Origin of the sequence: Microcoleus sp. PH2017_05_CCC_O_A, assembly GCF_020738785.1 — a bacterium.
Lineage (GTDB): Bacteria > Cyanobacteriota > Cyanobacteriia > Cyanobacteriales > Microcoleaceae > Microcoleus.
Window position 1 is genome coordinate 29479 of sequence record NZ_JAEQCB010000084.1, and the last position, 26673, is coordinate 56151.

27 protein-coding genes and 1 pseudogene are annotated in these 26673 nt (G+C 44.0%); 13 read left to right on the forward strand and 15 right to left on the reverse strand.

What is annotated here, in order from left to right; genetic code table 11:
* Positions 1–7 precede the first annotated feature (7 nt).
* Positions 8–223, forward strand: a complete 216-nt coding sequence (locus JGK20_RS20140) for an acetyltransferase (protein ID WP_293231881.1) — start codon at positions 8–10, stop codon at positions 221–223.
* 297 nt (positions 224–520) lie between these two features.
* Complete coding sequence (locus tag JGK20_RS20145; protein ID WP_293231883.1) at positions 521–721, forward strand: hypothetical protein; 201 nt, start codon at positions 521–523, stop codon at positions 719–721.
* On the opposite strand, the gene JGK20_RS20150 is transcribed toward JGK20_RS20145, so the two are convergent.
* Both JGK20_RS20150 and JGK20_RS20155 read right to left on the reverse strand, forming a co-directional pair.
* Complete coding sequence (locus JGK20_RS20150; protein ID WP_293231885.1) at positions 722–1891, reverse strand: AAA family ATPase; 1170 nt, start codon at positions 1889–1891, stop codon at positions 722–724.
* A gap of 85 nt (positions 1892–1976) precedes the next feature.
* Positions 1977–2765 (reverse strand): RNA ligase family protein, encoded by a 789-nt coding sequence (locus JGK20_RS20155; protein WP_293231887.1) that lies wholly within the window; start codon positions 2763–2765, stop codon positions 1977–1979.
* Between the two features lie 144 nt (positions 2766–2909).
* Between JGK20_RS20155 and JGK20_RS20160 the strand changes: the two genes are divergently transcribed.
* Together JGK20_RS20160 and JGK20_RS20165 are read left to right on the forward strand one after the other, a co-directional pair.
* Positions 2910–3779 (forward strand): prohibitin family protein, encoded by an 870-nt coding sequence (locus JGK20_RS20160; RefSeq protein WP_293198819.1) that lies wholly within the window; start codon positions 2910–2912, stop codon positions 3777–3779.
* A gap of 236 nt (positions 3780–4015) precedes the next feature.
* Positions 4016–4435 (forward strand): peptidylprolyl isomerase, encoded by a 420-nt coding sequence (locus JGK20_RS20165; RefSeq protein WP_293198821.1) that lies wholly within the window; start codon positions 4016–4018, stop codon positions 4433–4435.
* A 71-nt stretch (positions 4436–4506) separates the two neighbouring features.
* Here the strand turns inward: JGK20_RS20165 and JGK20_RS20170 are convergent, their stop codons facing one another.
* The 3 genes from JGK20_RS20170 to JGK20_RS20180 form a co-directional block, all read right to left on the reverse strand.
* On the reverse strand, positions 4507–5652 hold the full coding sequence (locus tag JGK20_RS20170) for a restriction endonuclease (protein WP_293198823.1): 1146 nt from the start codon (positions 5650–5652) through the stop codon (positions 4507–4509).
* A 4-nt stretch (positions 5653–5656) separates the two neighbouring features.
* On the reverse strand, positions 5657–6508 hold the full coding sequence (yhdJ, locus tag JGK20_RS20175; RefSeq protein ID WP_293186295.1) for an adenine-specific DNA-methyltransferase: 852 nt from the start codon (positions 6506–6508) through the stop codon (positions 5657–5659).
* A 65-nt stretch (positions 6509–6573) separates the two neighbouring features.
* Entirely contained in the window at positions 6574–7698 is a 1125-nt protein-coding gene (locus JGK20_RS20180; protein ID WP_293231889.1) for a THUMP domain-containing protein, read from the reverse strand.
* 649 nt (positions 7699–8347) lie between these two features.
* Here JGK20_RS20180 and JGK20_RS20185 point away from each other — a divergent pair.
* The 3 genes from JGK20_RS20185 (at position 8348) to JGK20_RS20195 (ending at position 10943) form a co-directional block, all read left to right on the forward strand.
* Positions 8348–8500 (forward strand): hypothetical protein, encoded by a 153-nt coding sequence (locus tag JGK20_RS20185; RefSeq protein WP_293186292.1) that lies wholly within the window; start codon positions 8348–8350, stop codon positions 8498–8500.
* Between the two features lie 159 nt (positions 8501–8659).
* Positions 8660–9808, forward strand: a complete 1149-nt coding sequence (locus tag JGK20_RS20190; protein WP_293192573.1) for a cupin domain-containing protein — start codon at positions 8660–8662, stop codon at positions 9806–9808.
* A 73-nt stretch (positions 9809–9881) separates the two neighbouring features.
* A complete protein-coding gene (locus JGK20_RS20195) occupies positions 9882–10943 on the forward strand; it encodes a sucrase ferredoxin (RefSeq protein ID WP_293226271.1) in 1062 nt (353 codons plus the stop codon).
* Positions 10944–10972: 29 nt separating this feature from the next.
* On the opposite strand, the gene JGK20_RS20200 is transcribed toward JGK20_RS20195, so the two are convergent.
* Together JGK20_RS20200 and JGK20_RS20205 are read right to left on the reverse strand one after the other, a co-directional pair.
* Positions 10973–11452, reverse strand: a complete 480-nt coding sequence (locus JGK20_RS20200; RefSeq protein ID WP_293192577.1) for a GNAT family N-acetyltransferase — start codon at positions 11450–11452, stop codon at positions 10973–10975.
* A 205-nt stretch (positions 11453–11657) separates the two neighbouring features.
* A complete protein-coding gene (locus JGK20_RS20205; protein WP_293231891.1) occupies positions 11658–13004 on the reverse strand; it encodes a TldD/PmbA family protein in 1347 nt (448 codons plus the stop codon).
* Positions 13005–13073: 69 nt separating this feature from the next.
* Between JGK20_RS20205 and JGK20_RS20210 the strand changes: the two genes are divergently transcribed.
* The gene (locus tag JGK20_RS20210; protein ID WP_293192581.1) at positions 13074–13202 is read left to right on the forward strand and encodes a hypothetical protein; all 129 of its coding nucleotides are present in this window, start codon (positions 13074–13076) and stop codon (positions 13200–13202) included.
* On the opposite strand, the gene JGK20_RS20215 is transcribed toward JGK20_RS20210, so the two are convergent.
* The gene (locus JGK20_RS20215) at positions 13180–14658 is read right to left on the reverse strand and encodes a TldD/PmbA family protein (RefSeq protein ID WP_293186282.1); all 1479 of its coding nucleotides are present in this window, start codon (positions 14656–14658) and stop codon (positions 13180–13182) included. The two genes, JGK20_RS20210 and JGK20_RS20215, sit on opposite strands and share 23 nt — an antisense overlap.
* A gap of 44 nt (positions 14659–14702) precedes the next feature.
* Complete coding sequence (locus JGK20_RS20220) at positions 14703–16157, reverse strand: hypothetical protein (protein ID WP_293192585.1); 1455 nt, start codon at positions 16155–16157, stop codon at positions 14703–14705.
* A 483-nt stretch (positions 16158–16640) separates the two neighbouring features.
* On the opposite strand from JGK20_RS20220, the gene tnpA reads away from it, so the two are divergent.
* Positions 16641–17084, forward strand: a complete 444-nt coding sequence (tnpA, locus tag JGK20_RS20225) for an IS200/IS605 family transposase (protein ID WP_293192587.1) — start codon at positions 16641–16643, stop codon at positions 17082–17084.
* 237 nt (positions 17085–17321) lie between these two features.
* Here the strand turns inward: tnpA and JGK20_RS20230 are convergent, their stop codons facing one another.
* The 6 genes and pseudogenes from JGK20_RS20230 to JGK20_RS20255 all read right to left on the reverse strand — a co-directional run bounded on the left by JGK20_RS20230 (position 17322) and on the right by JGK20_RS20255 (position 23831).
* Positions 17322–19631 (reverse strand): CHAT domain-containing tetratricopeptide repeat protein, encoded by a 2310-nt coding sequence (locus JGK20_RS20230; RefSeq protein WP_293231893.1) that lies wholly within the window; start codon positions 19629–19631, stop codon positions 17322–17324.
* Positions 19565–20119: a tetratricopeptide repeat protein gene (locus JGK20_RS20235; protein ID WP_293231895.1), complete on the reverse strand. Its 555-nt coding sequence runs from the start codon at positions 20117–20119 to the stop codon at positions 19565–19567. Before JGK20_RS20235 ends, JGK20_RS20230 begins: the two co-directional genes overlap by 67 nt.
* A gap of 411 nt (positions 20120–20530) precedes the next feature.
* Entirely contained in the window at positions 20531–20890 is a 360-nt protein-coding gene (locus JGK20_RS20240; protein ID WP_293206068.1) for a DUF5615 family PIN-like protein, read from the reverse strand.
* Positions 20887–21222, reverse strand: coding sequence for a DUF433 domain-containing protein (locus JGK20_RS20245; protein ID WP_293186907.1), 336 nt, complete (start codon positions 21220–21222; stop codon positions 20887–20889). The genes JGK20_RS20240 and JGK20_RS20245 overlap by 4 nt, the downstream gene beginning before the upstream one ends.
* 146 nt (positions 21223–21368) lie before the next feature.
* A complete protein-coding gene (locus JGK20_RS20250) occupies positions 21369–22673 on the reverse strand; it encodes an aspartate aminotransferase family protein (protein ID WP_293231897.1) in 1305 nt (434 codons plus the stop codon).
* A 206-nt stretch (positions 22674–22879) separates the two neighbouring features.
* A pseudogene (locus JGK20_RS20255) lies at positions 22880–23831 on the reverse strand (adenosine deaminase).
* A gap of 450 nt (positions 23832–24281) precedes the next feature.
* Between JGK20_RS20255 and JGK20_RS20260 the strand changes: the two are divergent.
* From JGK20_RS20260 to JGK20_RS20275, 4 genes are all read left to right on the forward strand, one after another.
* Positions 24282–25622, forward strand: coding sequence for an adenylosuccinate synthase (locus JGK20_RS20260; RefSeq protein WP_293186910.1), 1341 nt, complete (start codon positions 24282–24284; stop codon positions 25620–25622).
* A 186-nt stretch (positions 25623–25808) separates the two neighbouring features.
* The gene (locus JGK20_RS20265; RefSeq protein ID WP_293186911.1) at positions 25809–26015 is read left to right on the forward strand and encodes a hypothetical protein; all 207 of its coding nucleotides are present in this window, start codon (positions 25809–25811) and stop codon (positions 26013–26015) included.
* 24 nt (positions 26016–26039) lie between these two features.
* Positions 26040–26258, forward strand: coding sequence for a hypothetical protein (locus tag JGK20_RS20270; RefSeq protein WP_293192599.1), 219 nt, complete (start codon positions 26040–26042; stop codon positions 26256–26258).
* On the forward strand, positions 26258–26629 hold the full coding sequence (locus JGK20_RS20275) for a hypothetical protein (RefSeq protein WP_293203406.1): 372 nt from the start codon (positions 26258–26260) through the stop codon (positions 26627–26629). The genes JGK20_RS20270 and JGK20_RS20275 overlap by 1 nt, the downstream gene beginning before the upstream one ends.
* The last annotated feature ends 44 nt before the right edge of the window (positions 26630–26673 follow it).

Genomic DNA, 26673 nt, shown 5'->3' on the forward strand with positions numbered 1-26673 from the left:
AGAAACTATGCTTTTACAAGAAAAAGAATCCGGCGACTTGATAGAAATCATCGATATCGCGACTTTAGTCAGCCCTACAAAAACAGAGGTGGGCGGCAAAAGTCAAGCAGGTGAAGAGGAGCAAGAGCCGACTACTTTTGAGAAGAATAAATTGGTTTTTCCCTCCGGGGAAGTCCTGCCGCGCTGCTGGACAGAGGAAAGTTATAAAACTCAAGGTTCGTAGTAGGGACTTCAGCCCTCGATTGACTCATTAAGTCTTGGACGCAACTGTCACCTTAATAAAGGTACGTAGTTGCGCTTCAGCGCTCTTTGCTTATATCTATGAAAGAGCGCTGAAGCGCAACTACGTACCTAAGAAAGATTTGAGTCCCTGATTTGTTAATTATTTAAGGACTTAAGTCCTTACTACAAACGAGATTTTTGCAATAATTATTGTCATCACTAACAGCCAATAAGTTATGGAATTGCAAGCAGTAATTCTCGATGTTGACAAGCGAATTTCACAGGTGGTACCCGCCACGTGATTTATCCGTGGAATCAATCCCAAATCGAAAATCGAAAATCCTCTCTTCCCCCGAATTTATCCCTCATACTCAGCAAAGATGCTCACGCTCAAGCTTGGGTAGAGGCGTTTGCTGCTTACGGATACGAGGTGCCTTTTGAGAAAGTTCGCCCGCTAATTGGGATGGGAGGCGACCAACTTATACCTACTAACATTTGATTAAAAGGACTTTTGCAAGAAGTCTACAATCCACTCTACCTGATGCGCTTCCGTGCGATCGGGAATGTCGAGGCGATTAGCCAATCGTTGAATGGCTGCTTCTGGGACTGCTGCTGTGCGCGATCGATTCCGCCGCAATACTTCTTGTAGGGGAACTTCCAGGTAAACAATCCGAATACGCGCTTGATAACCAGCAAAGAAATTAATTAATTGCTGGCGCATTTGTTTAGTCGTATTGGTGGCATTCCACACAAAAGAACGTCCCGATTTCATGTATTCCCGCGCACGATTTTTAGCTTCTACGATGACATTTCCGGGAGTTCGATCGGGAGGAACGTTCATCTCTCTTCGCAGCGCATCCAAGGAAATAACAGGCCAATTGGGTAGATTTTCTTTAATCCAATAATCTTTACCGCTTCCGGGTAATCCCGACATCAAAACAACTTCGCATCGAGTATCATCAAATGCTTCATAATCGGGGTTTCCGTTGTCTTTGCGGAAGTAGATAAATCGGCTGTGGTCTGAGGCGAATTGTCGCGGAGAATCCAAACAATTATTTTCTTGACAAAACTCCCGAAATAGCTGTATTTTATCTAGGATTTCTTGTCTGTCGCTACACTCGCGGCCGCGCACGTCTGCTTCTGCTAAAAGTGCGAGGAAATCGCAGCGGACAACTTGACTAGCCTTAATTACAGACTGCTGCGGGTTGGGTTTGTCTAGCAGCCAGATGGGTAAACTGCCGAATTGGACGATCGCGCAAACAGTCTCCCGAATGATAAACTGCACCGGCGGGTCAAATTGAGCTAAAATTTGTCTGACCATCCTCGCACCTTGACGGGCGTGACCTTTCGAGCTAATTCTGCCATTTTCTTCTATCTTTGTAAAAGCAGGTTTTGCGACATCGTGCAGCAAAGCCGCAGCAAAAACCATTGAACGTTCTGGCGCAGAAAGCTGTCGCCACTTGGGGGAGGATATTAAGGCTTCGCAGACCATTTTGGTATGAATTAAGACATCACCTTCAGCGTGATAAATCGGATCTTGCTGGCATCCTTCTAAGTTTTGAATCCAATCGAAATGATTGTAAATGCTTTCCCAATCTAGGAACCAATCGGGCGGTTCTGGACAAAAGGGAAAAGTCCAAGTTGCAGAGTGTGATAATAAAGCAGTCATAGTTTCACCTATTTATTAATAACGCAATTTCTTCGTCCGCGGAGGCGGACATTGTTTGTGTAGCAGCGGTTTCAACCGCCGACTCTTAGCTAAAATTAAATAAATCAGCACCCGGACGCAAAATATTCGGTATAATCGGGCGATTCAGCCAATGTCCCTCCGCATTTTTAATCGCAGTCAAAAAGCTAGCGCGCACGTACTTGTAACGCGCCTTGACAATTCCATCTGCTTCGACTTTAATATACAGACCCTCCATGCGATCGCTATTGTCAGTCTCCTTCAAAGACCGCTCTTCATCTAACCCCAATTCCCGACACTGCAAGCGCAACCGCTCCAAATGTCCAGGTTGAATAAAATTAGATTTGTCCATAAACTGCATCATGTGCTTGGGCGATTTGACTACTCCTGAAAAAAGAACAGGAACTGACACTAACGGCACTCTGCTTAACAACTGACGGCGGGCTTCTGTACTCAAAAATTGACTGGTTTCCAAGTCCAGCACGTCGTATTCCATAAAATAGTGCGGCAGAAAATCATAAAAAACTGTGTGTTTGGCATAAAGCCATTCCCCGTACAAAATATAACGATTTCCCAGCACTTCTCCCAGGACTCCGCTGAGACTGAAAGCCCACTGTTTGAATAAGTTAAAATGCTTTTCTCGCGGGCCGCCGGTGAGATAGTGGCCGCGACTTTGCAGCAGCATTTGCCCGTCTGGCGCGAAGCTGATGCCTGTATTGGCGCCGTCTACCTTTTCTTCGATAATTAAAGGGCGATCGGCAATAGCGCTAAAAGGCACGCTGTCGAGGTCTTCATCTCCCGGCTGGAAACGCGAACCTTCGATGTGATAAGTTCTAGGATATTTGACAATTTCCATAACCGATTTTATATTTGAGATTTTAGAGGCCAGCCAATTCATTAGACTAGATTGTAAAAGTCTTTTGAATCAAATTTTCGGACAATGATTTTCACAATAGGTATATTACCATTATAATAGATGTATCACAAAGGAGCGTATATTTTGAAAAGTCAAAGTTTCCAGAGCGTAACGTCAGCGATCGCTGGAATTCTATTAGTAGTCGCGCTACTCCTGGGCTTCAACTCTTTTGTTGTCATCAATCCAGGTGAAGCAGGGGTGGTTAGCATTTTAGGAAAAGCGACTGATGGAGCGTTGTTAGAGGGATTTCACTTCAGACCCCCGCTGATATCTAAGGTAGATGTCTACGATGTCACAGTGCAAAAATTTGAAGTTCCCGCCCAGAGTGCTACTAAAGACCTTCAGGATTTAAATGCTAGTTTTGCGATCAATTTTCGCCTCGATCCTGCCAAAGTAGTAGATGTCAGAAGGACTCAAGGAACTTTAGAGAATATAGTTTCTAAAATTATTGCTCCTCAGACGCAAGAAGCATTTAAAACAGCCGCTGCGCTGAGAACCGCCGAACAATCTATTACTCAAAGAAGCGAACTGAAACGAGACTTTGATAGTGCACTTAAGGAAAGGTTATCAAAGTATGATGTAATCGTGCTTGATACTAGCGTTGTTAACATTAGATTCTCCACAGATTTTGCGAAGGCGGTTGAGGAGAAACAGGTTGCTGAACAGCGGGCGCAAAGGGCTGTTTATGTTGCTCAAGAAGCTGAACAGCAGGCTCAAGCTGATATTAACCGCGCTCAAGGTAGGGCTGAAGCTCAAAGACTTTTGGCGGAAACTCTGAAGGCTCAAGGCGGCGATTTGGTTCTGCAAAAAGAGGCGATCGAAGCTTGGAGAAGCGGCGGCGCTCAGATGCCAAAGGTATTGGTTATGGGTAGCAATTCGAGTCGGGTTCCTTTCATTTTTAATATGAACGATATGCAGGAAGAACCCGATCGCCCAAAAGCGATCGACAATTAAAATAGCACTTACCCTCTGAAACCTTGTTTCTGGGAAAATGTTGGCTTTGCTAACCACAAATCTCGCCCGAAACCGGGTTTGCTCAGAAAGCCTGCCGAAGTCCTATGAGATTTGCCGGAGTATGCTACACTTCTGAAAGTCAAAATATAGCGACAGCTTAAAACCTTTCGCTATTAAACCAAAGTCCGCAATTAAAACGCAGACAGCACACTCATTTTAGGAAGCAAGGAGAAATTATGACCCGCGCTATTATGGAAACCGACAAAGGTACAATCAATTTAGAACTGTTCGATGCGGATGCGCCGAATACAGTGAAAAATTTTGTTGACTTGGCGGAAAAAGGTTTTTACGACGGACTATTGTTTCACCGAGTCATTCCTAACTTTATGGTTCAAGGCGGCTGTCCCAAAGGCACTGGAATAGGCGGGCCCGGCTACAAAATCAAGTGTGAAATCAACTCAAACAAACATTTGGCAGGCACTTTATCGATGGCTCACGCAGGCCGCGATACGGGTGGGAGCCAATTCTTTATTTGCCATTCTCCCCAGTCTCATTTAGATGGAGTTCACACAACTTTTGGCAAAACTGAGGATATGTCTGTCGTGAATGCGATCCGCCAAGGCGACAAGATTATTTCGCTCAAAATCGAGCATTAATTTTCAGTAATTAGTGATGTTTGTAGTAAGGACTTTAGTCCTTATTGCAAACAATATTAGTTGAAATTGAATCATTCATCTTCGAGGGAAGTGTCTAACAGTTCAATTTCTAAATTTTCTTCATCATCCTCATAATTAAATTCCAATTTGCTCTGCTTGATAATTTCATTTAATATATTATTTAAATACCCTTTGGCAACAGCTTCTTCAAATCTGTCTATCAGAATAGCAACATTGATTATTTCTTCTATACATTCCATATAACGCGAGACGATCGCATTTATTGAATACTGTTTTCGAGCCTGCGCTTCAATTTTACGTCTAATCTCAATATCGGAATCTGAAGATTTAACTACAAATGTTATCGGATACCTTTCAATTTTATCAATGTCTAGGAAATATTTATTCATGTCTACAGTTTCTGTTACCTGAAAAAAACGTCCTAGAGGCTTCATTACAAAATCAATTCCGCCATCATTTGCATTTGTCCGACCTGTTTTAAACAGTTGTAAATTTTCTTGCTGGAGCCTATCAAGCTCATAACCCCAATAGATACATATGTCACTATAGTAGTATTTTAAGATACTGTAGCTGACTATCTCGAATATTCTAGCATCTACAGTTGGTGCAACTATTTGTTTGATAAATTGTATTACTTGCTTCTGGGTCAATGCTTGAGCCTCTTTACAAAGTTGAAGAAATTTTTCAAAGCTATCTCTCTTAGCTTCAACGTAGGCATCAATGATTTGAATTACTGTTTCTGCTATGTTATGTACATTTTCCTGAATTTTAACTTTTAATAAATTTTCGTTAAACCAATACCTGTTAGTTTTGGGATTTCTCAGAACTGGGATAAAGTCACAAGTAGGAAAATATCTTTTAAATTCTTCATTAAGCCTGTGGTTCAAAGCATGGTTTTGAAGCTTTTGTCCAAACGGTAATTCGCGCTGTCTCTTAAAAATATTTGTATAAACTGCACCTGCATAATCTGAATACATATCGCTTTGATGAAAACCTCTTAAAAAATAGTCTTCAACTAAAACATAGATAGCATATAAATTCGCAAAACTCCCTCTTGATTTTGAGCCTCTATTTGCAGATTTAGTTTTGATATTCAAATATTGAATTAGCTCGCTTCCAGTAAATATTTGCTCGCCAGACGCGCCCAAATTTTCTGCTAAAATTTGCTTGATTGTTTTAGTAAACTCGTGTTCCATTGAATCAAAGTTGTAAGTTAAGTGTTAACTGTGTGGGTGAAGTTTCACCAGGATTTATTTCCGATGTTTGCTGCTCTTTTTTGTCATTATAAGTAGCTTGTAACCTATTTAATCCTATTTCTACATACTTGTTTTGTAATTCTATTCCGATTGACTTTCTCTTAAGCTGTTTGGCAACAAATGATGTGGTAAAAGTCCCAGAAAATACGTCTAATACAACGTCTCCCTCATTACTACTTGCTTTGACAATTCGTTCTAACAAAGATGTTGGTTTTTGGGTAGGGTGATCTTCGTACTCAGGCATACGATATCTGACTCTCGGAAACTCCCATACATTACCTGGAACTTTTTGAGAATTATATACTGATGGTGTAGACTTGCGGTAATCAATTAGTTTTCTGACTGAGCCGGTTTTTGCCTCTACCAGAATATCGGAGGAATTAAATGTATAATTTCGTTTGTCTTTGACACAATATAAAATAGGTTCGTACAGAGAACCGTAGTATTTTTTTGCTTGGACTCCCGAACTGTCATAGTACCACACTATTCGTGAAAGAATTGTCAAACGATCGCGCAAATATAAATCGAAGTAAGGCATACATTGAGTTGAAGCCATCAGATACAAGCTGCCGTTGTGCTTGAGCTTATCAATACATAAATTCAACCAGGTATAACTCCATTCTAAATAATCGCTCTCTGATTCCCACTTGTCTTTAAAACCATTGAAGTCTTTGCCAATATTATAGGGAGGATCGGCAAAAATCAAATCGACTGAGTTGTCTTTAATTTCATGAGAAAGGACTTCTAACACATCTCCCAATATGAGCTTGTGTCTGTCTACTTCAAAGATTTTCATTTTGCCTAATCTTTTCCAATCAATACGTCATTTTGTCAGCTAGAGTTGATATTTACTAGAACTCCTCAATACAGTTCATATTTGAGCAAAGTACAGGGAATCGAGCCATTGAAAACCGGAATTCGCTTCGATGTTCTGAGTCCAACCTGTTTACCCAACTCCTTATTTCCAGTCAAAATAAACGCATTCCAACCTTTAAAACGCTGCTTGAAAATATCGCCCAACATCTTGTACAAATCTCCCAATTCGCTAGCATCTCCCAGGCGCTCTCCGTAGGGAGGATTGCAAATCAGAACGCCTCTATCTGTCGGTGCTTCCAACTCGGATAACTCGGTACGAGCAAACTTAATTTTACCTGAAATACCTGCTTGTTGGGCGTTGGTGCGAGCTTGATCTAACATATCAGAATCGCGATCGCACCCGGCGATTATTTCTTTAAGTTCGGGCAATTCGCTGTTTTCAGCTTCAGCCCACAATTTATCCCACAAAGGTTCGTCAAAATCGCGCCACGTCATAAATCCAAACTTGTCTCGAAACAATCCAGGCGCAATGTTCAAAGCCTTTAAACTGGCTTCCAGGGGCAATGTTCCCGAACCGCACATCGGGTCTAAAAATGGTAAATCTGCCGTCCATTCTGCCATCTCTAACAAAGCCGCAGCCAGGGTTTCTTTGAGCGGAGCCAGCCCCATTGCGGGGCGATATCCCCGCCTGTGCAAACTGCCGCCGGAACTGTCTAAGCTCAAGATAGCGCGGTCTCGATGGATGTGAAGGTTAATTAGTAAGTCGGGATTTTCGACATCAACATTGGAACGTTTGTTAAATTGCAGGCGCTGTTGGTCGGCGATCGCATTTTTGACCTGCAAAGCTGTAAAGTGGGTGTGATTTAAATTTTCGTTGCCACCGGTACAGTTGACTGCTAATGTATTGTGAGGCTCTAGGTATTCGTCCCAAGGAATTTTCTGGACTTCGCGGTAGAGCATATTTGAGTCGTAACACCGGAATTCGGCGATCGGCATTAGCACTCGAAAAATAGTTCTCGACCACAGATTGACGCGGTACAATAAAGCGCGATCGCCCGCGAAGTAAACTCCTGTAAAATCGGGCTTGACATCTTGCGCCCCTAAACTTTCTAATTCTTGGGCGGCAATGGTTTCTAAACCGCGCGCAACTGTAGCAAAATATTGATTCATTGATGATTACGAAGGAAGTTCGGCAGCGAGCAATGTACGGGATGTAACGGATGTAACGGATGTAACGGATGTTAACGGATGTTAACGGATGTAGGAGGGAAGAAATAGCTATAGCCTTTCTCAAAAAGATGAGGTATGACTGACAGCTTATTATCACCCTTAAGCTAAGAGGGCTAAAGCCCAACAACATACCTCATCTTTCTGATAACCGCTATAGGTGGTTGGGGATTGGGAATCGGTTTTTCTCGATCGCCCAAATTAGATAGTAGCTCGTTTTAATCCTAAGTCTCACAAACAACACTCTACCTTAAGGTAGATGCCTCTGTTTCAAAAGACTGATATTTTTACTACTTATTGTCAAGAGTGGATTGCCGGTTTAGCAGTATGTGCGTAAGGGCGATCGGGCTAGCCCGCGACTACTGAATGTCCAGAATCAATAGCTAGAGAGGATTTGTGCTTAATTGTCAACTGGGTTAGCAAGGGGTCTGAAGTACCCTTGCAGCCCGCTTGTTGAAAAGTATTCTTAACTACTTGCACATTTTATTGACTTCATGTTAGGCTTCTAGTCAAAGTTGAGAATTCAAGCCCTAACGTCACAGTCAGGGAAAATTTCAGCTAAATGGGTGTCATACAACAATTGGAGACCATTATGTCAAAGGCAATCAACGGATCTGCTCTCAAACTGTCCCGCGCTAGCAAAATCCAAGTAGAAGTCAAGGAAATTGCCAAGCACGCCACAGCTAAAAATATCTCTTCTGCGCTTAATGTTGATGCCGATGGCAGCGATGTTACCAACGAGTAATAGCAGGTTTTTCAGTTAGACTTCGCATCCCCAAGCAACAAGTAGTAGATTTTACTGTTGTCTGTCGGGAAATGTGGAGTAATTGAGGGCAAGCGTAAAGCATTGTCCTCAATTATTCAATTGTTCAAAATTTATTGAGAAGTTTTATCAATAGAATTTATGCGATCGATCGCCAATTTAATCAAACCATACAATCTCGAAGATTTTCTAAATAACAACTGGACAAACAAAGCAGTTGTCATTCCCAGCGAAGGGAAAAAAGACTTTGCACATTTATTTTCCTGGGAAAAACTCAACTACCTGCTCAACTTTCACGAATTAAAATATCCCGACATTCGCTTAGCAGTAGCAGGAAAAGTTCTCGACGCCAGCGAAAACGTCAATCTCATAAAACTGTGCCAATCGGGAGCAACTTTAATCGTCAATCAAGTTCACAAACTCATCCCAGAAATAGCTGAATTTGCAGCAGAAATAAAAGCAGACTTAGGTTATCCAAACCAAGTAAATGCCTATTGTTCTTGGCCAGAAAAACAGGGGTTTTCTTCCCACTACGATACCCACGAAGTTTTCATCTTGCAAACAGACGGGATTAAGCAGTGGTATGTATTTGCCGACACAATTAAATACCCGCTGATCGACCAAAAATCCTCCGCATTTTCGCCACCAGAAACTCCACCGTATTTAACCTGCACTTTGCATCCCGGAGATATGCTTTACATACCGCGCGGACATTGGCATTATGCAGTTGCTTCAGATGAACCGTCGCTGCATTTAACATTAGGAATTCACTGCAAAACTGGAATTGACGTTTTAGAATGGTTGGTGGGCGAATTGCGACAACAAGAAGAGTGGCGTCAAAGTTTACCGCTGCGAATAAATCCAGATTCCATTGATGTAAGTGTAAATAATTTAATTACTGAATTGCACCGCTACGCAAATAGTAAAAATCTTGGAGAAGAGTACAGCAGCTACCTTGACAGTTTAGCAAAACCAGTGGCGAAATACTCTCTCCCTTATCAAGCAGGGTTCAACATTTTCCCCTACGGGATTCAAACTAAGTTTAGGATTCCCAAGTTTCTGCGGGTGAGAATTCGCGAATTGCCTGACGGGTGTGGATACAAAGTTGTTGTTGGAGGTAAAGAAGTATCTCTGAAAGGAGTAACGGAGAAATTTATGGACAATCTATTCAGTACAGAATTTTTTACAGGAGAAGATGTGATGGATTGGTTGCCAGATTATGATTGGGAAATAGATGTAGTGCCACTTTTGTCTAAGTTAGTAGTTGACGGAGTGATTTTTGTTGGTTAAAACTAGAGAAGGGTACTAGCTGTAATGAATGGGTTGTTAAAAGAGTAATTTATGACACATAACGAGGTAAAAAATGCCGGATACTTTTTTTTGCGCCGATGCTTCTAAATGCGTTGAAGAGGATATTATTGGGAGTGGTACTAATTACCAAACCTATATATTGATTGAATGCTGCTTGCCTTGGGAATCAGAAGCTTTTGATTCCAAACAAGTGCCCCAGAATCTCAGGGATTTGGTGGAGGAAGTAGAGCATTCAAAGCAAAAAATTAGATTTTTGTTGATAAATAGCGACCAAACTAAATGTGCCGATCAGCGCAAAGTGTTGATTTATGATAACAAAAGTCAAGCACTTTTTGAGGGCTACGAAAAATACGAATTTAACGCGAGTAATATTGAGCAAGTAGCGGCAATTGTCAAAAGCTATTTAGCTGGAGAAGTCCCGGATTGCGAAGTTGAAAATAACCCAAGTAGAGATATTTTGGTTTGCACTCACGGGAGTCATGATAGATGTTGCGCGAGATATGGCAATCCTTTTTATGCCCAAGCAACGGCTTTGGTTTCGGAGTTAGAATTGAGTGATGTTCGTCTTTGGAAATCTAGTCATTTTGGCGGACACCGCATGGCGCCGACTGCGATTGATTTGCGTGACGGTAGATATTACGGAAATCTCGATCGCATTTCGTTCAAATCTATTCTAACGCGATCGGGCGATATTGAATGTTTGAATCAGGTTTATCGGGGTTGGGGGATTTTGCCGAACCAAATTCAGGTTTTGGAACGAGAATTCATCATCCGCTACGGGTGGGATTGGTTCAACTACAAAGTCTCAGGCTGTATTGTAGATAAAAATCCTGAAAATGATGATTTTGTTGCTGAATTAACTTTTGAAAACGTAGATGGCACTTATATCTATCGGGCTGAGTTGGTTAAAGATGAAGCTAAAACAGTCAGGTTGAAAGGTTCCTGCGGCGCTAAGCAAGAGTCAGAGTTTGTCAAATATTTGGTAAAATATTCTTACTTTTACTCGAAGAAAGAGGAGTCAAGGTTTGTGATTTATCCTTTTCGGGATTTTCGTAGAGATAAGACGGCGGTTGAAACCGCGTCTACACAAACGATGTCCGCCTCCGCGGACTAAATAAAATAACCTAATTTCAACCGTTGTGTTCAACCCGCGGAGGCGGGTTTTGTCTGTATAGACGCGGTTTCAACCGCCGTCTTCAACTCCATGAATATGTGCGGGATTCCCAGGTAGTCAAAGGGATTGTCTTTTTCTATAAATCCGAGGTTTTTGTAAAATTTAACGGCGTTAATACGAGACATTAATCTAACAGTTTTGAAATTCTTTTCCTTAGCTTGTGCGATCAGTTTTTCCATCAGTTTAGTGCCGATTCCCTGGTTTTGAAATTCAGGAAGTACAGCAATATAAGAGATGCTTCCCAATTCAGGGGATAATTCTCGGAGTCTGCCCGATCCGATAATTGTACGATCGCCCTTTGCTATGATATGACAAGCACCGTTTTCGCGATCGTCCCTTTCGCTACCTCTTTCCATGCCCAGGGGCGATCGCAAAACCAACCACCGCTGATCGAACATTTCTGCTAATTCTTGTTGGTTGTTGACTTCACGGATGTCTAGTTGCAGCATTTTTCGATCGGATTGAAGAGGTAGATTATAATTTGTCGTTGGGCGGGGGCGGGTTTACGAGATTGTGGGTTTTGGGCAATTATTGTTGGTGAACCCGCCCCTACATATTATGGGGAATTTTGGGTGGGGGCGGGTTTACGAGATTATGGGTTTTAGGCAATTATTGTTGGTGAACCCGCCCCTACAAATTATGGGAAATATGGAGTTACAAACTATCAGTAATACTGGTGAAATTAAAAGCTTTCACGCGCACTCCGGGCACGACATTACCGCCGTAACGTTTCGCCTCGGTAACTGCATCGACATCGCGCAACATATCAGGTAAAACTTGATTGAAACGGAAATTTTTAATCGGATAAACAATCTTACCATTTTCAATCCAGAAAGTACCGTCGCGAGTCATGCCGGTTACTTCCGATGTCTTGGGATTGACATAGTTGACATACCATGCCCGACTAACTAAAATTCCTCGCTCGGTTTGAGCAATCAAATGTGCTAAACTTTGGTCGGAACCTGTCATCGCGATCGGGTAATAAGCACCTTTTGATTCTTTGCCTTTTTGTGCTGCCCAGTAGCGGGAATAAGATAAACTTTGAGGAACGCCATTTTTGATGATTTCCAAATAGCTATTACTCAATCCATCGCCGAAAAAATTATTCGATCGCAACAAAGGATGACTCGGATCGCGCTGTACCTGCACTAACGGGCTGAAAAGTTGTTCACCAGCGCGGTTTCCAGCGGGTTTCCCGGCTGCATCTGCGATCGACATAAACGATCGCCCTTCATCCGCCGCCCGCGCATCCATACCCCAAATAATCCACGGTAACAAATCCGCAAACGCAGCGCCATCAAAGATTACAGGATACACGCCCGGAGTGATTTCGCGGGGGTTGCGGGATGCTTTCGCGCGATCGACAACTTGCGCTGCTAATGCCGCTACTGGTAGTTGATTGATACCCCAAGCCGTGCTTTCCGTCCAGCTAGAACCGTCTCCGATGCGGGCTGTAAAGCCGAAATTCGCCTCTGTAGAATGGTTGCAGGCGCGGAGTCCGGTTGACGAGGCGATCGCGTACAGCGAAGTTTCAGCGCTCAAAGTACCGGAAGCATCTGCACCTTCCTGAGATGCGATCGCACAAGCTTGTCGCACCATTTCAGCGCGGGCTAGAGGCGATACAGCCGCCGTTGCTTCATCAAACGCGGGCAGGGGTAAATCGTAGGTTTGAGGGGGCAGCAAGGGCATCCATTCGGGGTCTGCGGGGGCAATTTTGGCTAATTCCTGCGATCGTTTGACCGTTTGGGCGATCGTATCTTCATCAAAATCTGTCACAGATGCAGAAGCGCTTTTATTGCCGAAATAGCTAGTAATGTTGAGCCTAAATACAGTCTTGCTAATATTTTGGCTGATTTGATTTTCCGAAAATCTGGAGAGAGATTCTTCGCCAGTATAGAGACTGACAAATACCGCTTCGGCTTCCGATTGTTTGACTGCCTTTTCTACCAAAGATAAGGCTTGGTCTTCACTTAAAATTGCGGAAGATGTTGTTAAAATCATGATGGAATGGGGAATAGGTAATGGGGAATGGGGAATGGGGAATAGGTAATGGGGAATGGGGAATAGGTAATGGGGAATTCGGAATTAGAAATTGATAATTGGGGATTGATAATTTTGAATTGGTTATTTGTTACTTCCAATTACCAATTACCAATTACCAATTACCAATTACCAATTACCCAATTTGAATATCCCTAACCCGCACCGGCACACAAGCGTGAGTCATTTGAGCAACCTGCATCGGTTCACCTTTACCGCACATATTAGTACCGCATTGAACCCGTTCCGAAGCAGGCCCGATCGCATCTACTTGATTCCAAAAATCAGTGCTCATCGAATGATAAGTTACATCCTTCAACATTCCGACAACTTTACCCTTTTCCACCTTCCAGAAAGCATTGCCGCCGAATTGGAAATTGCGCCGTTGTTGGTCAATCGAAAAACTGCCAATACCGTCAATTAAAATCCCATCTTCCGTATCAGCAATCATCTGATCCAAAGTAGCAGTATGACTGCCGCCATCCGGGCCTGGTTCCAATCCCAAATTCGGAATTCTCACCATCGGTACACTCGACCAACTGTCAGCGCAAGCAGAACCGTTGCTGCTACCGCGTCCGAGGCGATAAGCTGTTTCTCTATCAGTGAGATAATCAACTAAAATTCCATCCTTGACAACGTACCAATCCTGTGATTTTACGCCCTCATCGTCGTAACCCATTGTACCGCGGCCGGCCGGTTGAGTGCGATCGCACTTAAAGTTCACCCAAGGTGCAGCGTATTGCAGCTTATTCAATTTATCAGTAGTAGCAAAACTCGTGCCAGCAAAATTTGACTCGTAGCCGTAAACTCGGTCTAATTCCGTGGGATGCCCGACTGATTCGTGGATTGTCAGAAACAAATTTGTAGGTTTGAGAATCAGGGATTTGCAAATACCAGCCGGAACTTTCGGCGCAGCGACTTTCTCAATCGCTTCGGCTGCAACTCTGTCTATTTGACTAAGCAAATCATCGGGATTAATGTGTTCGTAACCGATGTTTAGGGGCGGGCGTTCGTAACTGCGACTTTGGGCATCGCCGCCCGCAATTGCGGTACAGCCCAAACCCGGATAGCTGCGGTAGATTGTTTGTTCGATTAGCGAGCCTTCTGTGGAAGCAAAAACCTTGTCTTCGCGGTTTGCCTGCAAAAAAGAATAAGCTTTTTTGATGCCTTGTGAATCGTGGGCTAGCAGTCGCTCGTTGATGGTTAATAAAAGTTCGGCTTTGTCAGCAACGGGTACAGAAAATGGGTCAATTGCGATCGGAGTAATGTAAGTATCGACATATTTTTCGACGGGAACTAAGCGCACCGGTTCCTTTTGAGTCAAGCGGCTGCCTTTAGCGATTTCAACAGCCAAAGCGACTATTCTGGCAACCTCTGCGGGTGTTTTGCTGTGACTGGCGGCAAAGCCCCAAGCGCCGTCTAGCAGCACTCGCACGCCAAAACCGGAACTTACATTATCAGAGATATTGCTTAAAGATCGATCGCGCGCATACAAACTTTGCCGTCGGTAACTGCAAAAACGCACATCACCGTATTCGCAACCTGTTTTCCGAATCAAACTTACGGCTAAATTTGCTAATTCCTTGGCGGATATTTTTGCGGTTAATTGTACCATAGTTATTAGTCGTTTGTCATTAGTTATTAACCATTATAGCGCTACTATCGAAATATTTTCCTAATCAACGGGGCGACGATACCCAGCATTAACCAGCCAAATACTAAGCCAAATAGCAGACTCCAGAGAATTGTCGCAGCAAAGGGATGTAGCGGGAGAGAAAAATCCGGTTGCCATTTAATCGGTGTATCCTTGATGAGAGGATAGGCTGCGGAGAAGATTTGGCCACCACCGATCGCAGTTCCGACAAAAAAGATGATATTCTCAAGTTGGCGATCGCGCTTTTTCTCATTGTCTTCTTGTTCGCGATCGAAATCCACCTGTTCGATTTCCACCATCCCGCGCACAGTAGATATCGACTGCTGGAACAAATCTTGACTAGCAATCAGATAATTCAAATCAATTTCAATTTGCCGCTGATACTTACCCTCAGCCAAATCTAGAAACTTCTGCCAAAAATCCAGATTATCGCCTGGGATGGACAAACTTTTAATTCTGGTCAAACTCTCGCCATAATTTTCAGCATTAATGTCGATCGTATTTCTGTCTTCCTGCAAATACCGCACTTGCTGAGCACAAGCTAACATTTTAGTCCTAACTTCAGCCAACAAATCCTTTAACTTCAGCAACTTAACTTGTCTATCTTGTTCCCTTTCAATTTCACTGAATTCAGGAAGCTTCTTCTCTAACTCGCCCACAATTTTCTGTGCATTGCGATATCTTTTCCGAGCTTCGCGATACACAAATACAATTTTAGCACGAGAACACAACAGATTCATCAAATAAGAATTAAACGTTGGGGTTGCGAATTGCAAAGTTTGGGGATTCTCTTGTAACCATACTAGAATGTGACATCGTTTAGACGCATCATCTTCGCGGCTGTTATACTCAAAAATCGGACTCCCAAATAATATCCCTGACGCGCGAAACTCTGGTAATGCTTGCTGTTGATTGTGGACAAAAGCTGTAACGGATTCGTCAGCTAGCTTGCGGTAAGTACCATAAACTGCTGGTGCGGCGTACAACAATAAAGTTTGTCCTAGGGACGGTTTAATTGCGTTTGGTAACAAACAACCTTGGGGATTTAATTGATTTAAGTCAGCTACTTTGATTGTCGCATTTCGATAGTAAAATGTCAAATCTGCGGTATAAGTATCGTGAATTCGCAGGGCATAAATTGAACCATCAAGTTTCTGGTTATCTGGCTGAGTAATTGGTTGTAAATCCAGAGTTTTGCCATCGGGAATCAGCAGTTCGCGATTATTGGGTTTTTCCTGTTCGCCTTGAGGATAATACTGTTTGTCTTTGTAACAAACTAGCTTGTCTCTGAGAGATTTTAGTTCGTTGCTGTTAAATTGTGTGCCGACATTATCTGCTAAATTTTCCCACAGGGATTGAGCATTTTTGGCTACTTCGCCGTAGCCTTCATCGCTATCATACCGCAGGTGGAAAGGATAGAGAGTAATGCTGGGATTTTTAATTTGCGGTGGTTCCTGCATAATCGAATCCGGGATGAAACGTGATATTAATTCAATCTTAGTCCGCGGAGGCGGACATTGTTTGTGTAGCCGCGGTTTCAACCGCCGGGGCCTAATCGCCGAATTCCTCAATCGCCAGATTCCTAATCTCCGAATACCCTCTTAGTCCGCGGAGGCGGACATTGTTTGTGTAGCCGCGGTTTCAACCGCCGGGGCCTAATCTCCGAATTCCTCAATCGCCGATTCCTAATCTCCGAATACCCTCTTAGTCCGCGGAGGCGGACATTGTTTGTGTAGCCGCGATTTCCAATCGCCGGGGCCTCAATTAGAATATAATTATTATGATTTCATTGTGCCGTCAATCAATCCCGGAGGTTTCTAATCACCCGGCGGTTGAAACCGCGGCTACACAGACAAAACCCGCCTCCGCGGGTTGAAGATTCTACCCGGTGATTTTTCATTTGGTACGCGGGTTGAAGATAAATTTTATATATTGTACGAGAAATGAGAGATAATTTCACGCAGTTGTATGTACACTATGTTTGGGCAACCTGGGATAGATTGCCTTTGATTACTCCCGATATTCAAGAAGCAATTTATGCGGTGATTATTGGAAAATGTAATAATTTAAAATGCACTGTAATTGCTATTGGCGGTATAGAGGATCATGTACATTTGCTAGTCGGTTTTCCGTCAACTTTGACAATAGCTGAAATTATTAAGGAAGTTAAGGGTAGTTCTTCTCATTTAGTAACTCACGAACTTAAACCTGGTGTTTTTTTTAAATGGCAAGGTAGCTATGGGGCGTTTACGGTTAGCCGTGATGCGATCGACAATGTAGCCAACTATATCAGAAATCAGGCTGTTCACCACCGTCAAAAATCAATGATTCCTGAATGGGAATGGGTTTCCAATCATCCCATGATTTCCCATCCACCCGGCGGTTGAAACCGCGTCTACACAAACCAAACCCGCCTCCGCGGGTTGAAGATTCCAATCGGTGATTTCTAATTACCCGGCGGTTGAAACCGCGGCTACACAGACAAAACCCGGATGGTGCGCGGGTTGAAGATTCTACACAATGATTTCTCATCTCCGAATACCATCTTCGTCCGCGGAGGCGGACATCGTTTGTGTAGCCGCGGTTTCAACCGCCGGGGCCTTCTTCACCCACCGCCGGGGCCTTCAACCACCGCCGGGGCCCTGTTCACCCACCGCCGGGGCCGGGTTCTCAACCGCCACAGAATTCCTAGACAAACCCAATCGAATCTGATTTTCCTTCAACGTCTCATAAAACTCCCTCACCACTTCCTCCGGCGCATCACTATCAGTCCCCCCCGCACCCATTTGATAAATCTCATTCTCCAAATTCTCTTCAATCTGAGGCTTAGTTTCGCACCAATCCTTGATTCTTTCAGCTATAACATTCACATTATCCATCGCACCAACATCAATCGCGGATAATTCTGCCACAAATTGCGGTTCTGATATTTTCAATAACTTACTAAAAGCCGCCACAATTTCTTCAGGTTTCGCATCATCGGGAAGTGACATTTTCAGACTCCTTAAATCTATTTTTTCAGTTGACAGCGGTAAAGTTTCGGTTTCGCCAATTAGCGTAAATGCAGCCCAAGCTATGGGACTCGGAAATCGAGCTTTTGTGGTTAGCATAGCACACCGCAAGGCCGCTGCTCGATTGTCGCCCCGTGCTAAATTTTCGTAAAATTCAGTCATTAGCAATTTGGCTGAAATCACTCCCATATTCCACAGGGAAACGATGATGCTGGGGACTCCCGCGAGGATGAAGCAGCGCGACAATCCGATGACTCCATCTCCCGTGATTTTACCGCGCCCGGTGCTGCACGCGCTCAATACTACGAGTTCGGAATCGAGTTTTAATTGCAGGATATCCACAGCATGAATTGCGCCGTCGTCGTCTCCTGATGGTGCTAAAATAATCGCGCCGGGAATGCCGGAACCTTGGAAATCGTCGAGGAGTCCGTGGGCGGATAAATGGACGATGCGCGTGTTTAGCATCCTGTCTAAAATGGCGACTTTTGTGGCATTTTCGCCGCTAATTGCTTGGGTTCCTAAAGTTGCGGCGATGGCTTCGGCGGCTTCTTTTGCCCTGGGGATTTGGCGGAGTTTGTAGGGGTTTTCGTTGAATTTGGCGGCGATAGTTGGATCGCCGACAATCAGGGCGGCTTGTCTCAATCCTCGCACTCGGTTTTGATGTTCGCGGGTGAGTTCTAATACTTGGATGGATGGGCTGGTGAGGATGGTATGATTTTCTATTAGGTAGCGGTTGTTGCTATCTTGCAAGGCGGGGAAGGGTACTAAAAATAAGTCGTAGTGGGGGACGAAGATGATGGGGTTATTGGCATCAGTGGGTAGCAAGTCGATTATCGGTTCGAGCAGGATTTGATGGAGGAGTTGCAGTAGGGGAAAGCGGCCTGTTTCGTCTCGATTGTACTGGGATTCTAGCTGAATTTTGTTGCCTGCGTCGTCGGTTTCTACGGTGCCGATGGAGACGCGGGTTTGGAGGATGATTTGTTTGAGGGTTTGGTTTTGTTGGTTCAGGGGTTGGAGGTTGGCGGCGCGATGGGTGATGTTGCCGTTTGGTTGGATTACCCAGATGTAAATTTCTGAAAAGACAATGGAATATTCAATTATTGTGGAGTTTCTGTCGCGGGCGATTTGTTGGATTTTGGGGATTGATAATTTATTTGTTTTGTCATTTGTTGGGACATCATTTGTTAATAGGGTTTGTTGCAATAACTCGACGAAGGCACGGGTGCGGGACATTTCTGATATTTCTAAGGCTTCATCGAATTTAGATTGGGTGACTAGGACTTTTTGTAGAATGTGGTACGCAGATAATTGGGTTTCAAAAAATGATATTTTATGGTCATCATTGACTAATTCAGAACGCAGACTTTCATGAATTTCAATTGAGGCACGAAATGCTGTTTCAGCTTCAGCAAGTTGATTTTTTTTTATGAAACTCAGTCCCAAATTGCAGAGGGAATTAGCTTCCCATTGGCGATTTCCGATTTTCCGTGCAATCCCTAAAGACTGTTCGCGAAATTCGATCGCCTTGTCGTATTCCCCTAGGTAATAGTAGCTATTGCCCAAATTGCAAAGGGAACCAGCTTCTCCATCGCGATCGCCTATTTCTCGATTAATCTCTAAAGACTGTTCGTGAAATTCGATCGCCTTGTCGTATTGTCCTAGGAAATCGTAAGCATTCCCCAAACCGACAATGGCGGCAGTTTCTCCATCGCGATGTCCTGTTTTACGTGCAATCTTTAAAGACTGTTCGTGAAATTCGATCGCCTTATCGTATTGTCCTAGGGACGTGTAAGCATTGCCCAAACCGACGAGGGAAGCAGCTTCTCCTTTGTGATTTCCGATTTCCCGTTTAATCTTTAAAGACTGTTGGTGAAATTCGATCGCCTTGTCGTACCCAAACCGTCGAGGGAATTGGATTCCCATTGGCGATGTCCTGTTTTTCGTGAAATCTCTAAAGACTGTTCATGAAATTCGATCGCCCTGTCGTATTGCCTTAAAGAATTGTAAGCAATACCCAAATTGCAGAGGGAAGCAGCTTCTCCATCGCGATTTTCGATTTCCCGATAGATAGTTAATGCCTGCTCCCAAGACTGCAAAGCTTCTCGAAATTGACTGATATCATTCTGCTGAATCCCTTGTTCTAACAGTCTATCTGCTTCCGCTTTCAGTGCAATTCCCGCTAGAAAATCGCCATCCACCTTACCCAGTAACCCTGCAAAAATTTTCAACCAATTAGCCTTCTTTAATTTACCTTGTTCTCTGAGATTATCCGCCTCTTCTAGCATTGCCGCCACCAAGCCATCATCCAGCAATTCCGGGTGAGTTTTCAATATCTGGGCTTCATCACCGCTGGGACTATTTAGCAGTTGATTTATCAGGTTGAGATAGGCTTGTTGGCGTTCTGAGCTCATGGCGATTTGGGATTTGGGATGGTTCTATCTATTCATTTATTATCGGTGAAACTCATCTGTTTGGGGCGGGCGATGGCAAGATTGTTGTAGGTGTGGCGAGAAACCGGGTTTTTTCGAGAATCCTTCGTTACAGTCGAAGATTTCGGCAAAAACCCGGTTTCTGAGATTTTGGGTGTGGCCAGAAACCGGGTTTTTTCCGAGGATATCGATACACAGCCTAAAGACTGCGAAAAACCCGGTTTCTTTGGTTTATGTCGTAGTCTTGGATGCGCGGGGTGGCGAGAAACCGGGTTTTTTCCAGAATAGTTGGTTACAGTCGGTGATTTGGGCAAAAACCCGGTTTCTGAGATTTTGGGTTTTGGTCGATTCCCTACGGGATAGCTACGCTTAACGCACTTTTTCAACAATCTTTTATAATGGTATCCAATCCAACTTATCAATCCATTCTTCAGCCTCAGAAGTCTCCCAAACCATCACAATTTCTTCTGCCCATCTGCCTAAACTCGCACTTGGACGCACCCAAAAAAGTCCCCAAATTTGTCCTCCCGTCGCCCAATATTCTGTCAAATGTCCTGGAATACTTTTGCGGTTATCCGTTACCAATAGCCTTTGTGATGATTCCAAATAGCTGATAATTTCTGGATCGAGGGTTCCTAAGGTTGGTGCATTTGCGTCCCCCACCCGCAAAATATCTATCTCCGGCTGGAAGTGCAAAACAGCACTTTTGAGCTTAGGTGGCAAATTTTCATCGAGTAAAAAACGAATTTTCACTTTAGTAGAATTAACTCCTGTTCTCGTTGTGCTTTGATTGCTCTCAAACGTTTTACTACATCAGAAGGTTCTTTAGCTAACCATTCCTGATAGCGTTCTTCCCGCCACTTCGCCAGCCGCAACATATAAGCATCCATCTGTCTGCGATTTTGCAGATAATAGGTTAGCGTCGCGTAAATCTTCTCTAAATTCAGAGTGGGTAATTCCACCAGAATTTGGTCGGGAGAATATCCATCCAAGTAATATTTAATCACGTCATCGATGCCGATCCGATGTCCTTTGATGCGGATGTCATCGGGGTCGAGAAACTCAAAATAGTCTTCTAGTTGCATTGGTTTATCTCCGAATACTTATGTTGATAGCATTTTATCATAAAATTGGGATGTGCGGGGTGGCGAGAAACCGGGTTTTTTCGAGAATAGTTGATTACAGTCGGTGATTTGGGCAAAAACCCGGTTTCTGAGATTTTAGTTTAATCCTATTCCATCCCCTGCAAAACCCCAGTCAAAATCTCCACAATGCGATCGATATGTTCCTTCTCAATAATCAACGGCGGCGACAAAGCAATTATATCACCAGTCGTGCGAATCAACAAACCATTTTCGTAGCACTTTGTAAAACAATCAAAAGCTCGTTTCCCCGGCTTCCCAGCAATAGATTCCAACTCAATTCCTGCCACAAGACCGAGATTCCGCACATCAATCACGTGGCGCACTCCTTTGAAAGAATGCACCGCATCTTCCCAATAACCAGCCATCTTATCAGCCCGTTCAAATAACTTTTCTTCCTCATAAATATCCAGCGTCGCCAAAGCAGCAGCACAAGCCACTGGATGCCCGGAATAAGTATAACCGTGAAAAAGCTCGATCGCATTTTCAGGAGCATTCATGAAAGCATCATAAATTCCCTGCTTCACAAACACCGCCCCCATCGGCACAGTACCGTTAGTTATCCCTTTCGCCGTCGTCACAATATCGGGAATTACCCCAAAATATTCAGTCGCAAAACTCGAACCTAAACGCCCGAAGCCTGTAATTACTTCATCAAAAATCAGCAGAATCCCGTGCTTGTCACAAATCGCTCTAAGCCTTTCCAAATAACCTTTCGGCGGAATCAAAACGCCAGTCGAACCAGCCACCGGTTCCACAATTACCGCCGCAATATTCGACGCATCGTGCAAAGCCACAATCCCTTCCAATTCATCCGCCAAATGCGCTCCCCATTCCGGCTGTTTGCGGCTAAAAGCATTGTGTTCTAAATTGTGAGTGTGAGGTAAATGATCTACTCCGGTGAGCAAACTGCCGAAAAACTTGCGATTTGGGCCAATGCCGCCGACAGAAATTCCCCCAAAACCAACACCGTGATAACCGCGTGCCCTACCAATCAATCTTTGGCGAGTTCCTTCACCTCTAATTCGATGATAGGCGATCGCAATTTTTAACGCAGTCTCCACCGATTCCGATCCAGAATTAGTAAAGAAAACGCGATCGAAATTCCCTGGAATCAGCTTTACCAAACGTTCGGCTAATTCAAAAGCAGCCGGATGTCCCATCTGAAAAGGCGGCGCATAATCTAAGTTTAAAACTTGTTGTTTAACTGCTTCGGCAATTGTCTCGCGGGCGTGGCCAGCATTCACGCACCAAAGCCCCGCAGTACCATCGAGGATTGAGCGATTATCATCGCTGGTAAAGTGCATATCTTTTGCCGAAACTAACATTCGCGGATTCGCTTTAAACTGTCGGTTGGCAGTGAATGGCATCCAGTAAGCGTCCATATTTGTCATGTTTTTTATCCTTTTTTATTGATGTTTCTGTTTCCCAAATATAACTCAATACGGTTCAGATCAAACGGCGGTTGAAACCGCATCTATACAAACAAAACCCGCCTTCGCGGGTTAAAGATGAAACGGCGGTTGAAATTACCTTATTTTCTTCAGTCCGCGGAGGCGGACTTCCTTTGTGTAGACGCGGTTTCAACCGCCGTCTCATCTTAATTCACGATCGCACTCACAGACTCATTCTGCAACAAACCAGTCAGCATTTGCGCCGGTTGCTCCCCGTAAGGCCACGCGAAAGCATGGCGGAAAGCGGCATTTTGACAGGCTTGCAATTGCCGAAAATCAATGATATCCAAAGTCAATAAATTCTCGTATTCAAAAGGCAGTCGCACGTTGTGCAATCCCGCATTGTCAGTACAAATCGCAATATCGACACCGGCTTCAAAACATCGATCGAACACCATTGACCCCTGCGCGCGACCTCTGGCAGCAGTTCCGGATATTTGAGCGGAATTTGAATCCCGTGGCCGATACGCATCAGATAGGGCAGAAGTTCGGGGTAACAGCCCGAGGTAGTTTCGTAGAGATGGCCGGTAGTTTTGACGCCGATCGACCTTGCGTACTCATACAATCCCACAAATTCGTCCAGGCGATCGCCAATAGCAGCATCACCGCCCGCAAGATCGATCGCACAAACATATTCTCCCATTTGTGCAGCCAAATCTACGATCGCCCGATTCACCGCATACACAAAATTTGGCTAGTAACAATCGGACAATCACTAATTTGACTTGCCTTACCCACAACTTGGACAATTTCTGCCATCAAATCAATACGTTCAGATTGCGACAAATGTTCGGGAGTTCGCAAATAAGGCGTATAACGCAACTCCAAATAAGCCAGATTTTCAAACACGTAAGCGCCCCGCATCAACCGATAGATGAAATAAGGCAAAGTCTCAACAGTTTGCACGCTTTCCACCAGCGTGTGCAGTTCCAAATACTCGTCGAGAGTATTGCGCGGGCGAGTGTAAAACTCCTCAAATGCGGAATATTGTTGAAAGCGATCGACCATTTCGGCATTATGGCGATCGAAATACCGCCACAAAATTCGAGGAACCACAGAACCACCTAGATGTCGGTGCAACTCAGCGTGTAAAGTCATGCGATTTTAGATTTTAGATTTTAGATTTTAGATTGAAAGAATTGAAGGATTGAAGGAATTGAAGGATTGAAGGAATTGAAGGAATTTAAGGAATTTAAGGAATTTAAGGAATTTAAGAATTTGTAATTTAGTCCTAGACACATCAGTGGCCAGAAACCTGGTTTTCCCAAATACTAGCCAACAACCTCCAGCAGGTAAACTGTTCCCCATTTAAGCTACCCATTGGATTCCCATAAAAACTCATCAAATTCTCTCCCATTCTCCAATTCTCCCCCTCTCCCATTCTCCCCCTCTCCCCCTCTCCCCCTCTCCCCGGATCGTCCTGGTAGTCTTTTCTTGAGACCAATACAGCCTCACTTCTCTAAATTGTAACAAAAATTAATTTGACATCCGGGACGCATTCGTACATAATCGGAGTTTGTGTCAACCTGAACTGAACGCGAGAAACCCTTGGCTAACGTAGTTGTGATCGGCGCCCAGTGGGGCGATGAAGGAAAAGGCAAAATTACCGATTTGCTCAGCAAATCCGCAGATATCGTTGTCCGCTACCAAGGGGGCGTCAACGCCGGTCACACGGTAGTAGTCAACGGTCAAACTTTCAAGCTGCACTTAATTCCGTCCGGGATTCTCTACCCTGAGACAGAGTGTATCATCGGCTGCGGCACGGTAATCGACCCTAAAGTTTTAATAGCAGAATTAGATCAGTTAGAAAAACTGAATATTTCGACTGCCTCGCTGATGATTTCACAGACTGCTCACGTCACGATGCCCTATCACCGATTAATTGATGTAGCATCGGAAGAGCAGCGCGGAAATTATAAAATCGGCACGACGGGACGCGGTATCGGCCCGACTTACGCCGACAAATCCGAACGCACTGGCATTCGGATGCTCGATTTAATGGACTTGGAAGGTTTGCAAGAACAACTGGAATGGACGATCGAGCATAAAAACGTCATTCTGGAAAAACTCTACAATTTGCCGCCTCTAAATCCGCAAGAGGTAATTGATGAATATCGAGTTTATGCCGATCGTTTGCGGCCGCACGTAGTAGACAGTTCCCTAAAGATTTATGAGGGACTTCACAAGCGGAAAAATATTCTATTTGAAGGCGCCCAAGGCACTTTATTAGACTTAGATCACGGCACTTATCCTTACGTTACTTCCAGCAATCCCATCGCTGGCGGCGCTTGTGTAGGAACCGGAGTTGGCCCCACAGCGATCGATCGAGTAATTGGCGTAGCAAAAGCCTATACAACCCGCGTCGGAGAAGGCCCATTCCCTACCGAAATGGTCGATGGAATTGGTGCAGTTTTGGGCGAGAGAGGTGCAGAATTCGGCACCACAACCGGCCGCAAACGGCGCTGCGGCTGGTTCGACGCCGTAATCGGCCGCTACGCAGTCCGCATCAACGGCCTTGATTGTCTCGCTGTTACCAAACTAGATGTTTTGGATGAATTAGAAGAAATCAAGGTTTGCGTTGCTTACGAAATTGACGGGGAACGCTGCATTGATTTCCCGAAAAGTTCGCGGATATTTGCTCGCTGTAAACCGATTTACGAAACCCTTCCCGGTTGGAAACAGTCCACGGAAGAGTGCCGCAATTTGGAAGATTTGCCATCGCAAGCCTTGGATTATCTAAAGTTTTTGGCAGATTTGATGGAAGTGCCGATCGCCATTGTATCTCTCGGAGCCAGTCGCGACCAAACTATTATTGTCGAAGACCCGATTCACGGGCCGAAGCGGGGATTATTGTCGGTTGATGGCACGGCTGTAGTAGCACAATCATAAAACTCATGCAACAGTAGCTGTAGAGTGCGTCGCCATCAAAAATCCCAAAAAAGAGCCACAATCTCGCAGCGACGCACCGCTGCATACAGTCTTTCAGGAAACAACCCTCCGTTCCACGCTAGCCCAACACTCATGATTGTTGCAAGACGAGGCGAGAATTGGTATTATTTACAGGGAGTCAAGTAAATGACTGACGAGGATGAACAGATAGCACGGCTAGAAGTTCACAGGGACATGATTGGATGGCTTATAATGGAGTTGAGCAAAGAAGGAATAGAAGCCAAAAGAACAACCGGAAACAATCCCAAAGGTGATATTTTGATAGTCAACCAGCAAGATGTTCCGCGAATTAAACAGCTACTCCGTAATTTGCAGGTAGAATTCAATAGTTAATTTATCAAAAAAATATAAACAATAATGAATGAACCGCATATTGAAATTAAAGCCTGGAAAACCAAGAAAATAGATTCAACCAAAGCTAAGGAAATATGTCAAAAAGGAACTGTGATTGGAGTTATTACCACAGGAGGAATTACTAAACCTGCTAAAACTGTATTCGATCGAGCAGATATAGCTTGGGTAGAAAATTTTCCAGAAAGTAAGTTATTGAATCAGGAAGGTCAAGAGGAAAGCTAATGTTAGATCTTATTTTTTATACCTTCAAAACTGATCGACCGCCGCACTATATCGAAATGTCTGAAGACGTTTACGAGTGGTTGGCAAAATCAGAATTTTCCAAAATTGGCAAATCTGTTCCCAGAAATATTTTGATAGATGAAGAAGAGGAGAAACTACCTTTAGTTGAGTTAGATCGAGATATTCGCCAGAAGCTCAGAAGTTTTTTCCGCGATGCAATTATCTGCGAAAGCGATACCGTCCTCACCAAGCTGGGAGATTCTCCTCTCAAAGAAGAGTATCAATCAGCAACCTACCGTTTGAGGAAATTGCTAGACTTGCTAAAATGTGTTGAAAACGAAGATTATCAATATCTTCAACGAGTCCTTTAATTAAGTTAGTTCGATCGCCCTATCATAATAACGAGTTTTCAGAT